10 protein-coding genes and 2 pseudogenes are annotated in these 12,461 nt (G+C 44.9%); 10 read left to right on the forward strand and 2 right to left on the reverse strand.

Annotated features, from left to right (window positions below; translation table 11 throughout):
• The first annotated feature begins 245 nt into the window (after positions 1 to 245).
• The 10 genes and pseudogenes from RG963_RS04905 (at position 246) to RG963_RS04950 (ending at position 11,471) form a co-directional block, all read left to right on the forward strand.
• Positions 246 to 1,394, forward strand: a complete 1,149-nt coding sequence (locus tag RG963_RS04905) for a (Fe-S)-binding protein (RefSeq protein WP_310575161.1) — start codon at positions 246 to 248, stop codon at positions 1,392 to 1,394.
• A gap of 803 nt (positions 1,395 to 2,197) precedes the next feature.
• Entirely contained in the window at positions 2,198 to 2,842 is a 645-nt protein-coding gene (mtbC, locus tag RG963_RS04910) for a dimethylamine corrinoid protein MtbC (RefSeq protein WP_310575196.1), read from the forward strand.
• Positions 2,843 to 2,868: 26 nt separating this feature from the next.
• A pseudogene (mttB, locus tag RG963_RS04915) lies at positions 2,869 to 4,356 on the forward strand ([trimethylamine--corrinoid protein] Co-methyltransferase).
• Between the two features lie 33 nt (positions 4,357 to 4,389).
• Entirely contained in the window at positions 4,390 to 5,040 is a 651-nt protein-coding gene (locus tag RG963_RS04920) for a methyltransferase cognate corrinoid protein (protein ID WP_310575162.1), read from the forward strand.
• A 336-nt stretch (positions 5,041 to 5,376) separates the two neighbouring features.
• A complete protein-coding gene (locus tag RG963_RS04925) occupies positions 5,377 to 6,438 on the forward strand; it encodes a DMT family transporter (RefSeq protein ID WP_310575163.1) in 1,062 nt (353 codons plus the stop codon).
• 1 nt (position 6,439) lies between these two features.
• Positions 6,440 to 6,736: a hypothetical protein gene (locus RG963_RS04930; RefSeq protein WP_310575164.1), complete on the forward strand. Its 297-nt coding sequence runs from the start codon at positions 6,440 to 6,442 to the stop codon at positions 6,734 to 6,736.
• Between the two features lie 14 nt (positions 6,737 to 6,750).
• Positions 6,751 to 6,900, forward strand: a complete 150-nt coding sequence (locus RG963_RS04935) for a hypothetical protein (protein ID WP_310575165.1) — start codon at positions 6,751 to 6,753, stop codon at positions 6,898 to 6,900.
• Positions 6,901 to 6,957: 57 nt separating this feature from the next.
• Positions 6,958 to 8,361 (forward strand): annotated as a pseudogene (gene mtbB / locus RG963_RS04940) ([dimethylamine--corrinoid protein] Co-methyltransferase).
• A gap of 813 nt (positions 8,362 to 9,174) precedes the next feature.
• Positions 9,175 to 10,788 carry a lysine--tRNA ligase gene (gene lysS, locus RG963_RS04945; protein ID WP_310575166.1) on the forward strand — a complete coding sequence of 538 codons (1,614 nt, stop codon included), beginning with the start codon at positions 9,175 to 9,177 and terminating at the stop codon, positions 10,786 to 10,788.
• A gap of 2 nt (positions 10,789 to 10,790) precedes the next feature.
• Entirely contained in the window at positions 10,791 to 11,471 is a 681-nt protein-coding gene (locus RG963_RS04950; protein WP_310575167.1) for a class I SAM-dependent methyltransferase, read from the forward strand.
• A 92-nt stretch (positions 11,472 to 11,563) separates the two neighbouring features.
• Here the strand turns inward: RG963_RS04950 and RG963_RS04955 are convergent, their stop codons facing one another.
• Together RG963_RS04955 and RG963_RS04960 are read right to left on the reverse strand one after the other, a co-directional pair.
• Positions 11,564 to 11,821, reverse strand: coding sequence for a pro-sigmaK processing inhibitor BofA family protein (locus RG963_RS04955; RefSeq protein WP_310575168.1), 258 nt, complete (start codon positions 11,819 to 11,821; stop codon positions 11,564 to 11,566).
• A gap of 148 nt (positions 11,822 to 11,969) precedes the next feature.
• Positions 11,970 to 12,419, reverse strand: a complete 450-nt coding sequence (locus RG963_RS04960) for a nucleoside 2-deoxyribosyltransferase (protein ID WP_396654688.1) — start codon at positions 12,417 to 12,419, stop codon at positions 11,970 to 11,972.
• Between the last annotated feature and the right edge of the window lie 42 nt (positions 12,420 to 12,461).

Below are 12,461 nucleotides of genomic sequence, written 5' to 3' on the forward strand. Positions count from 1 at the left end.
AATCCCTTCTTTTTACTGGCTGCTTATATAGCATGATAGTATGGTTGGATATTAGCCTTATCTTTTTTGGAAAGGTCTTGCTCCACACCTTTCTGACAGAATGGATGGCGGGGATAATATGCCCAGAAAGAGATTTTTATAACCTTCTGTCAAAATAATTCCCTGTCAAGAAAGAGATTTTAATGATCTCTTTAAGGATAGAATAGAATAAGCCGGATGAGTTTAAAATGATTTGGAGTTGAAAAATGGATATAGTAGAAACACACAGGGAAAAATGTACACAGTGCGGAAAGTGCCTTGAGGTCTGCCCTCGCTACGATGATCTTGATTTAATTAAAATTCTTTATGGGTATCTGGAAGGAAAATCGGAAATAGATTCCGACTCTCTGTTGCGCTGTCTGACCTGCGGGCTTTGTACTGATGCTTGCCCCGACAAGCTGGGAATTAAATTGCTTATTTCTCCTGCCAGGCAGAAATGGGTGAATGAAAATGGCCTTACTGACAGGCAGACAATGGTTGATCCTGATGCTGAAAACAATCTCTTTAAAAAGATTGCCGGAATGGATGAAATTCCTACATACAAAGACGATTCAGGTTCTGTTGTGTATTTCCCTGGTTGCGCCGGAACCTTTATCAATAAAATTATGGCACAGGCTGCTGTTGTCCTTCTGGAAAAAGCAGCAGTTGATTATACGGTCCTGAACGGGGTTGAATATTGCTGCGGAGCAGTATCCGCAGGTTCCGGAGATCCGGGGCCTATCCGCAGAAACGGACAGCGCAATATCTCTGAAATCCGAAAAAGGGGAGCAAAAACTCTTATAACTGCCTGTCCCGGCTGTTTCAAGGCTTTTAAGGATATTTACCCGAGAATATTTGGAAAGCTTGATTTTCAAGTTCTGCATATTTCCCAGTACCTTGAGCTTCTAATAAAGGAAGGTAAACTTACTCCGAAGGCTGTCCTCAATCACAGGGTCTTTTACCACGATCCGTGCCATCTGACCAGAGGAATGGGGGTGTATCGGGAAGCAAGAAATTTACTTGAAAACATTCCAGGCACTGAACTTGCCAACAAGACCCCTGAGAGTTCAGCCTGTTGTGGTTTCGGCGGTGGGGTAAGGGTTAATTATCCTTCCGAATCTCTGAAGGTGGCTTCTGACCGCTACGAAGCTGCAGAAAAACTGGGCTGTGATATAATCATTACGAATTGCGGAGGCTGCATGCAGAACCTTATTGAAGCCGGGAAGGACGAGAGAATTAAAGTCTTTGATCTTGCCGAATATCTTTCCCTAGCCTGTGGGATAAAATTAGAGCGGGAAGACACGAAGATGCTGGAACTCGTCAACCGGGCTTACAGCCTCTGCATTTCAGGTTACGGGGAATCCGATAGCTCATAATCCGTACTTAATAACTCACATGTCTTTTCTTTTTCGACTTTCTGATAGAAGCTCGACCAGGGAGAAATATTGCTATATAAATTTTTCCTTTTTTCGGATTTTTTAACCTGGCAGTACGGAAGCTTTGCAAAAATAGAACGAGAGCTCTCTAAAAACGATCTTGATATGTTTTCCTCGAAATATAAGGACCAGAATAATCCTCCTCTGGTTAAAAAACAGTAACTTTTCCTTAATTAATTACATAGAAATAAATATATATATCATTTCCATTATTTATTATAAATTCGTCTCCCTATTTCTTATACCGGTCGTTCTTTTAATGTTATTCAAATAACTTTATAAAAATCACTTTTAAATATCTACTATTTATATTTTGGGATTATTTCATTTTGTTTTCTTCCCAAATATACTCGTAAAATGCATCATATAGAAAATTATTTATAGAACCCCTAATTTTGTTACAACTTTTTTACAAAAATATTTATATGAGAAAAATGAACCTTTTACTGGAGACATCTGTAAAGATGAGTTATCAGACGGGATTTAAATGGCACTAAAAAATACTCCCTCTGCTAAAACACTCATGAACCCCACTCAAGATAATCATGAAAACTTCATGATTTCATTGTCTCACTTGTGGTGATCATGGTTCCCACCCATGGTGATCGTGAGTTTCTTCTTGTGCATCTCGTGGCTTCAAATGAAAGTCATGAGCTTGCAGCCCTGACATTCATGAATAATCGTGATAATCAGGGTTAGGGTTAAGACGTCTCTATAGTCTAAAAACTAAAACGGAGGATGCAATTATTAGCAAAGAAGAGTTGCTTCAGGAACTAGCAGGTGCTGTAATCTCCTGCAAGAAGGACGCAGTACTCGCTGCTGTTGAAAAAGCTAAAGGAGAACTGGAACCTTCCGAAATAATTGAAAAGGGGCTCGCAGCAGGTATGAACGAAGTGGGGGTTCTATTTGAGAGGGGCAAACTTTTCCTTCCCCACGTAATGATAGCTGCCGACGCAATGACTGCAGGAGTTGCAGCCCTTAAGGATCTTATGCCTGAAGGGGCTTCAAGCTCGAAAGTTGGCGTTATTGTGAACGGTACAGTAGAAGGCGATGTCCATGATATTGGTAAATCCATCGTCTCCACCATGCTCCAGTCTGCCGGCTTTGAAGTATATGATATCGGCCGTGATGTTCCTGTCAAGAATTTTGTTGAAAAGGCAAAGGAAGTAAATGCTGATATGATTGGAATTTCCGCTCTTATGACCACAACCCTTCAGGGGCAGAGGGATGTAATTGAACTCCTCAAAGAAGAAGGTCTTAGGGACAGGGTAAAGGTCATGGTAGGCGGCGCACCCGCAACCCAAGCCTGGGCTGACAAAATCGGTGCAGACTGTTATGCAGAAAATGCAAGTGAGGCTGTCGCAAAGGCAAAAGAACTGCTGGCTTAAATCATTCTCATACGGAGGTTATAAAAATGGCAAAAAATAATGCAGTTGCAGGATTTAACGCACTTAATGGCGTAGAATTAAATCTTTTTACTACTGACGAACTCAAAGCTATTCACTACGCAACCATGGAAGTTCTTATGAACCCTGGTGTTCAGGTTTCTGACCCCGAGGCAAGGAAGATCTTCAAGGAAAATGGCTGTGAAGTTGACGAAAAGACTCAGATCGTAAAGATCCCTGAATATCTCGTAAGAAAAGCCCTTCAGCTCGCACCCTCCAGATTTGTTCTATGGGGCCGTGACAAAAAGAACAATACCGTCCAGGAATGCGGTGGCAAAGTACACTGGACCTGTTTCGGTACCGGTGTGAAGGTCTGCAAGTACCAGGACGGAAAGTATGTAACCGTTGACTCCGTCGAACAGGACATTGCAGACATCGCAAAACTCTGTGACTGGGCTGAAAATATCGACTATTTCTCTCTCCCCGTCTCTGCTAGGGATATTGCAGGCAAGGGTGCACAGGACGTTCACGAGACTTTCACCCCGATCGCAAACACCTCAAAGCACTTCCACCACATTGACCCTGTCGGCGAAAATGTCGAGTACTACTGGGACATCGCAAAGGCCTACTACGGCGGCGACGGAGAAGAAGCCAGGAAAAAGCCGATCTTCTCCATGCTCCTCTGCCCGACCAGCCCTCTTGAACTCAGTGTCAATGCCTGCCAGGTCATCATTAAGGGTGCCCGTCTCGGAATCCCGGTTAACGTCCTGAGTATGGCAATGTCTGGTGGATCTTCTCCTGTCTATCTTGCAGGAACTCTCGTTACCCACAACGCCGAAGTTCTCTCAGGTATCACCCTCGCCCAGCTTGCAGTGCCCGGAACAAAGGTCTGGTATGGAAGCTCAACAACCACCTTTGACCTGAAGAAAGGTACCGCACCTGTTGGTTCTCCTGAACTCGGTCTTATCAGTGGCGCAGTCGCAAAGCTTGCCCAGTTCTATGGCCTCCCCTCCTATGTAGCAGGTTCCTAGTCTGATTCCAAGGTCCCAGATAACCAGGCAGGCCACGAAAAAACTATGACAACTCTCCTGCCTGCTCTCGCTGGTGCCAACACCATCTACGGAGCTGGGATGCTTGAACTCGGAATGACTTTCTCAATGGAACAGCTCGTCATTGACAACGATATCTTCAGTATGGTCAAGAAAGCCATGCAGGGAATTCCTGTCTCAGAAGAAACTCTCGCAGTCGAATCTATCCAGAAGGTAGGCATCGGAAACAACTTCCTTGCTCTTAAGCAGACCAGAATGCTTGTGGACTATCCGTCCAACCCCATGCTCATCGACAGGCGCATGTTTGGAGACTGGGCAGCATCTGGTTCAAAGGATCTCGCAGCAGTTGCACACGAAAAGGTTGTAGACGTCCTCAAGAACCACGAAGTCAAACAGATCGATGCAGACCTCCTCAAGGACATGAAGGCAGTCGTGGACAGAGCTGACAAAGCCTTCAGAGGCATGTAATTACAGTATCAGGATATTTCAGGAGAGCTAAAAATGGCAAACAAAGAAGCAATCATTGCAAAAGCAAAAGAAGCAATCACCGAATTCGATGATGAACTTGCAGCAGAAGTGGCAGAAGAAGCCCTTGCTGCAGGAATCGATCCTGTAGAGCTCATTGAGAAGGGCTTTACCGCAGGCATGGAAGAAGTCGGAGCAAAGTTCGAACAGGGTGCCCTTTTCCTCCCCCATGTACTTGCAGCCGCTTCGGCAATGAACGCAGGCATAGAAGTAATCAAGCCGGAAATGGAGAAGCGCAAGTCTCAGACCAAGAACCTCGGAACTGTCGTTATCGGGACCATCGAAGGCGACATCCACTCCATTGGAAAGGATATAGTATCTTCCATGCTCAACATTGCCGGTTTCAAAGTTGTGGACCTTGGAAGAGACGTTCCAATCAAAACCTTTGTCGAAAAGGCAAAGGAACTCAAACCCCAGGTTATTGCATCCTCCGCTCTCATGACCACAACCATGGTTAACCAAATCCAGATCGAGGAGCAGCTGAAAGAAGCAGGGATCCGCGGCCAGGTCAAGACCATGGTCGGAGGCGCCCCTGTCACCCAGGACTGGGCAGACAAGATCGGCGCAGACATCTACGGTGAAAGCGCCAACGATGCCGTCAGCAAGGTAAAGGCAGCCCTACTCTGAAATGGTTTAACTGCAGAAAGTGTACTCTGTGAATACATTTTCTGCCATAATTTTATTTTGTGCAGTTTTTGCGAACCCATAGCTGCAGACATAATTTAACAGCTCTCGCAGGTCATACCACTCACGGGAATATTATTAATCGACTGTCATATATCAACTATCAAGAAATAATGGCAACTAAAAACACAATTATCAAAAGCAGCTGAAAAATGACAGTTAAAAACAGAACATTGAAAATATTCCCGGAGATATGACGCCATAAGAGAGGGTTTTCAGGCTGTGGAATATGGACTGGGTGATACCCTTTCCTGAGGGAGTTCCATAGTATTCTGAAAAATGGAGGGAGTTTTCGTGGATTTGAAAGCTTTAAAAAAACAGGAAAGCAAAAGAAAGATCAGTAAAGGGTATATGTGGGCCTTTTTCTGTGCTGTGTTCTGGGGTATCTGGTATCTTCCAGGGACCGTTGTTTGGGTACTGAACCCATTTGATGAAATGTACGAGACCATCGCCGCAACCGGCGGAGACGGTACAGCTCTGATTGTAACTGCTGTTCTTATCACGGCATTCAACGCCCTTACTGTCATGCTTGCGTTGATGATCTGGAACGGAGTACTTGGCAAATATGGGGAACTCTTCCGAACAATGAAGGAATTCCATCCGTGTTCCAAGTGGTTCTTCCTTGCCTCTATCTTCGGAGGCCCGATGGCAATTCTGGGTTCTTTTATTGCTATGGGCTTTATCGGCGGAGCATTTGCAGCTGTTGCAGCTCTTCTCTACCCTGTGGTGGGTTCTGTTCTTGCATACTACTGGTATGGGGAAAAGATCTCAAAGAGAGCTGCAATCGGCATTGGAGTCATCATTCTCGGAGGCATTACAATCTTCGGTGGCGGGCTTCTGACTGAACTTTCTTCAGGCAACGTCCAGTGGATCGGGTATCTTGGAGGTTTGATGGCTGCTGCCGGCTGGGGCATTGAAGGTGCAATCGCAGGCAAAGGTCTTGATATTTCAGAGCCTGATGCCGGTTTGACTCTTCGCTTCCTTGGAGAGAACATTATCTGGTGGATTATTATTGTTCCTTTGCTTGCATTCTTCGGTTTCCCGATGTATTCCTTTGCGCTCCAGGCCTTCGAACCCCTTACGTTGCTGGTCCTGATCTTTGCAGGAATCACCTTTGGTTTCTGTTATGTCTGCTGGTACAAATCCTTCCCGCTCATTGGGGTTGGAAGAGGCCAGGGTATCGGAAACCTTTACGGGCTGTTTGCTATTATCTTCATTTTCCTCTTCTTCGGAGATGTCCCTCAGTGGACTATCCTTGTCGGAGGCACTCTCTGTGTTATTGGCAGTTTCGTCATGTTTACGGAAGAAGCAAGTGCACTTGAAACTTTGAGAGGTGAATGAAATGACTGGAAACCGTCCTATCAAGTTCAGGATCCTGGAACTTTTCCTGGATGGGAGAGAATACTGGAACTATGAGATAGTTTCAAAGATTCAGGAAGAGTACGGCATGAACAGCGACTACGGCAGGGACAGCATCAATTTTGACATCATCGAACTGGCTTCCGGAGGGATGCTGAAGGATGTAGATCAGAAAGTCGACGAAGAGGGAATCTACAAAAAAGGCTTCCTTCTGCACAAATATGTGATCACGGACTTCGGAAGAGTCCGGGGCTCTGATGCCTGCCTCAAATATGTGTAATTGGAGGATAAAATATGACACAAACAGCAGTGGCTCTAGAAGCTTACAATACATACTGGGCAAATTCCTTCATACCGGCAGCAGATAGGATGTGGATGGTTTTGATCCTCATTCTGGCGGTAATAGCCCTCTGGCAGGCCAGAACCTTCGTATCCAAATTCTGAACCCCAAAACATAGCTTTCCAGATCTGATATTAATATAAATATAAGGGTGAAAATAAATGGCAACTGAATATGCTTTGCGGATGGGAGACGGTAAACGTGTCTTCCTTACCAAAGAAAAGATTTTAAGCGAGATCGAAGCCGGAACTGCAAATGCTGCCGATCTTGGCGAGATCTCTGTCCTTAGCGCAGATGAAATCGACAAGCTTGCAGAAATTCTCATGATGCCCGGAAAGGCTGTCAGTGTCGAGCAAGGTATGGAAGTGCCTGTAACGCACGACATAGGCACACTCCGGCTTGACGGAGATCAGGGCAACAGCGGAGTAGGGATTCCTTCCAGCCGCCTTGTTGGCTGCATGATGCATGAGAGGGCTTTTGGCGCCGACACAATGGAACTCGGGCACATTGACTACAGCTACAAGCCAGTAAAGCCCGTAGTCTCAAACGAATGCCAGGCAATGGAAGTCTGCCAGCAGAACATGATTATCCCGCTCTTTTACGGGGCAATGCCCAATATGGGGCTTTATTACACTCCAGACGGGCCATTTGAGAACCCAGGGGACCTGATGAAGGCTTTTAAGATTCAGGAAGCCTGGGACTCCATGGAACACGCTGCAGAACACCTTACAAGGGATACTGTCTGGGTCATGCAGAAACTCTTTGCCTCCGGGGCAGACGGCGTCAACTTTGACACAACTGCCGCTGCCGGAGACGCTGACATGTATGGTACTCTCCATGCAATCCAGGCCCTTCGAAAAGAGTTCCCTGACATGTACATCGAAGCCGGGATGGCTGGGGAATGCGTACTCGGTATGCACGGAAACCTTCAGTATGACGGCGTGACCCTTGCAGGCCTCTGGCCTCATCAGCAGGCTCCACTTATTGCAAAAGCCGGGGCAAATGTCTTCGGGCCCGTGTGCAATACTAACACCAGCAAAACATCCTCCTGGAACCTCGCCCGTGCAGTTACCTTCATGAAGGCAGCTGTCGAAGCTTCTCCAATCCCCTGTCACGTTGACATGGGAATGGGTGTTGGCGGAATTCCGATGCTTGAAACTCCTCCAATCGATGCCGTTACCAGGGCCAGCAAAGCAATGGTTGAAATTGCAGGCGTAGACGGCATATAGATCGGGGTCGGCGACCCGTTGGGTATGCCGATTTCCCACATAATGGCTTCCGGAATGACAGGAATAAGGGCTGCCGGCGACCTTGTCGCGAGGATGCAGTTCTCAAAGAATATGAGGATAAAAGACGCAAAAGAATACGTGGCAAAGAAACTCAACGTCGACACCATGGACCTATCAGACGAGCATGTCATGCGTGAACTGCGTGAAGAGCTTGACATCGGTGTCATAACCTCAGTTCCTGGCGCTGCAAAAGGCATTGCCGCAAAGATGAACATTGAAAAGTTGCTCGATATCGAGATAAATTCCTGCAACCGCTTCAGAAAGCAGATCCGTTAAGAAAAAATTCAGGTAACAGCCTGAAGTTTCCTCCAGCAGGGAGAAATAGGACAGACCTAAATAGGACAAACCTGAACAAATCCGGACCTGCCGAAAAAACACAGCTTAAAAACAGTTATTGAGGCTGAAGGCAGGTCCGAAAAGTTCTTCCCCTAAAATAATAGTGATCTCCCTGCGTTTTTAATTTTTAATTTTTAATTTAACAAATTCTTTTGACTTACCCGGCAGATATTTCTTATTGAATCATTCTTGAGAAATTTTTTGATGAAATTTCCTGTTTTTTGATGAGAATTTTTTTATTTTTTATTTTTTATTTAGTTATTTAGTTATTTATTTGTTTATTTGTTTATTTCTACTAATTTTTACTCTTGTTTTCTCCAGATATGTTGTTTTCACATTGCTTGTTCTATTATTTTTTCTTCTTTCTGACAATGCTCTCCCATCTACGAAATATTTATATATTTTTATGTGCTTTTACATATTAGCAAATCAAATTTACTTGATTTGTCCTGTAAAGTGCCATTTTAAATCTCCGTAAATCTGCAGACTCCTGGATAAATTCGCCTTTGAACCTCCATTAAATTTTTTCTTTTTTTTGTTTTTTATAACTGGTTTTTCTTTTTGTGTTCTTCCGTTTCCTTTATTGTCAGAAATTTCGCAATGGAAGCAGCTTCAAGTTCTTTGCCTTCCAGCTCAAGGTTTATTAATCGCTACGATAATTATGCAGGGAATCCAACATCTGGACAAACGAAAGAGACTTCTATTTCCTGTTCATACCTGCTTCCAGGTTTATCGGAAATTCTGGTGAGAACTATGGCTGATACAATACACTGGGCAGACGTCATAGCCGAAGACGTGTTAAAAAAGAACTGCAAACATCTTGTAGCCACAGGCATCACTCCTTCTGGCCACATCCATATAGGCAACATGAGAGAAGTTGTGACCGCCGATGCTGTTTATAAAGCTCTCATTGACAAAGGAGCTGATGCTGATTTTATATATATTGCCGACAATTATGACCCTCTGCGTAAGGTTTATCCTTTCCTTCCTGAGAGTTATGCCGAGCATGTGGGAAAACCCATCTCTGAGGTCCCCTGTCCCTGCGGAGATTGCGCAAATTATGCAGAGCATTTCCTGAAACCTTTCCTTGAAGCCCTCAGGCGCCTGGGCATCAATCCTAAAATTTACAGGGCAGATGAGATGTACAGGGCAGGCAGGTACACTGAAGCAATAAAGACCGCCCTTGTAAAAAGAGATTCCATTGCAAAAATCCTCGAAGAGGTCTCGGGAAAAACCGTAGCATCTGACTGGAATCCTTTCAATCCCAGATGTAATGAATGTGGAAAAATTACAACTACGAAGGTTACGGGTTTTAATCTTGAGGCTGAGACCGTTGACTATGTCTGTGCCTGCGGGCACACCGGAACCGTGCCAATGGCCGGGGGAGGAAAGCTTACCTGGCGCGTGGACTGGCCTGCTCGGTGGAAGGTCTTAGGAGTGACAGTTGAGCCTTTCGGAAAAGACCATGCTTCAAAAGGTGGCTCTTACGATACAGGGAAGAGGATAGTAAGAGAAATTTACGGGCATGAACCTCCGTATCCTGTTGTCTATGAATGGATAATGCTTGGAAAGCAAGGGGCGATGTCTTCGTCTACAGGGGTCGTTATCTCAATTTCGGACATGCTTGGGGTTGTACCTCCTGAGGTTCTTCGCTATCTGATCATCCGCACAAAGCCTGAAAAACATATCCAGTTCGACCCTGGTCAGCCTCTCCTTACCCTGGTGGACGAATACGAACGGCTCAGGATACAGTTCAAGGAAAATGATCCTTCTCTTGGGATTTTTGAACGGAGAATCTATGAACTTTCCAGGGCAACAGGTATCTGCCAGTCTGAGATTCCTTTCAAGCAGATGGTAACTATCTATCAGGTGGCAAGGGGAGATTTTGATCGGATCCTGAAAATCATAAAACGCTCGGGTATTTCCACTGAAGATGAAAAGTGCATAAGGGAACTTGCAGATAATGTTTCCGAATGGCTTGAACTCTATGCCCCTCCGTTTGCAAAATTTAACGTAAAAGAGAACGTTCCTGTGCAGGTAGCAACCCTGTCCGAGCTTCAGAAAGCTTTTCTTTCAGCCTTTGCAACCGTTATTGAAACCAGAGGGGAAATCAGCGGAGAAGAATACCATATGCTTGTCTATTCCGCAAAAGACGAGGGTTCCGAACTGAACAGGCAGATTACGGAAAAGCTGAACACCCCTGTTCCTCAGGTGGATCAGAAGGATCTTTTCAAAGCTATTTACACCTCAATACTGGGGCAGAGTTCAGGTCCCAAAGCCGGATGGTTCCTATCTTCTTTTGAGAAGGAATTTCTCGTAAAAAGGTTCAGAGAAGCTTCGACCTATATTCCTGAAAAACGCGGATAAGTATGGATAAATCGGAGACTCATAACCTCACAGGTTCGCTGGGAAGTTCTGCAAAAGAGCATTTCCTTGCCTGGGACAAGGAATACGCACACCTTAAATGGGGAGGGCCTGCATCTGTCAGGGACACACAGGCCTATCTCCTTCCCGGATCCAGGGTTCTTGATGCAGGTTCTGGAAAGGGCAGATACCTGGGAGAGCTTGCAAGACATTATACCGCAGTCGGAATTGATATTTCTTTAGTTGCCCTGCACAGTTCCAGGGTTCAGCTTTCAAGGAGCAGCAGGTTTGCAGAACACCTTGGGGCGAATCTCCACGATTTACCTTTTAAATCACAATCTTTTGACGGAGTTTTCTGTTATGGGGTACTTCAACATCTTTTTTCTGAAGAAAGGGAATCCGCTGTTAAAGAATTCAAGCGCGTGCTCAGAAAAGGTGGTTTTGTCTTCTTTGAGGCCTTCGGCTGTGAAGATATGCGCTGCGGAGGAGAACCTTCGATCCCTTTTGAAGAAAGAACCTTTGCCCGGCAAAACGGAATAATCTATCACTATTTTGCTAAAGAAGAAGTAAGGGAGCTCTTCAAGGAATTCGAAACTATAGAGCTGGAAAATTCACTAAAAGAAAAAAAATTCAGGAGAGAAGCTTATATGAGGCATATGGTAAGAGGAATCTTCAGGAAAGCTTGAATTTGTCTTTTCCAGTGGCATTCAATAACTTTAAATTCATATGCAGCCTATCGCTTTAGATATTCTCTGCCTTCATTTTGCGTTTTTATCTGTTATACGAAGGCCAGTTTCAGATAATTCAACACGATTATAACAAGTGCTCCGAAAATGCCACCTATTGCACAGATAAGAACTGCTATCCAGGTGATTGCGATTTGAAGTCCGAGCAACAGTTTTGCTACCATCAGGACTAAGACCCCAAGTACTGCATTTATTGCAAGGCTGGTGGCGGTCCTGAGTGCTTTATATAACACTAAGGCTACTATAATTGCCAGAACAAGTACTAAAATTTCTATAATTCCAACTACCATAAATCATAGTTAGGACTTCAACTTATTTATAATTATCACTGAGTTTTATAATGTAGTTGTGAACCTCCAGAAGATTCTATTACTATACGTGGGCAGGACATTCAGTGTTTATTTATTCGAAACGCAGGCTAATTTCAGGCTTCTTTCCTCAGAGAGCCTTGATAAATTCTATAATAATTTTTTGAAGTGATGCTTTGTCCGGATAGGCCCGTACCTCAAGTAAGGGGCCTGGATTTCCCAGCACCATTGCCGAAACTGCTGCATCCGGACTGTGAAGGCAGAGAACGGGAATTCCCTTGACAAGCGCCCTGCAGATTTCGTAACCTACACCTGTCGAAGGTACCGTAACTTCAGCAATTAAGGCGTCACTTTTCATAAGCAAACCCATATCCCTGATGTAAATCTCTTCTTCTGTCATTCTCATTTCTGTTTTTTCCAGCTCAGGGTCCGCAACGTGCCAGCTGAGCACCTCAGCTCCTGCTTCTTCCAGAGTATCACACATAAGCCGGTATGTGTCAAGAAGTTGCCTTCCTCCGCGGATCGAGCCAGAGAGGAAAATTTTCGGACCTCGCTGTTCCGAAACTCTCATTTTCTCCATAGTTTCCATAATTTTCATCCTTCAAATCCGTTTTTTCCGGCA

Origin of the sequence: Methanosarcina baikalica, assembly GCF_031461075.1 — an archaeon.
Taxonomy (GTDB): domain Archaea; phylum Halobacteriota; class Methanosarcinia; order Methanosarcinales; family Methanosarcinaceae; genus Methanosarcina; species Methanosarcina baikalica.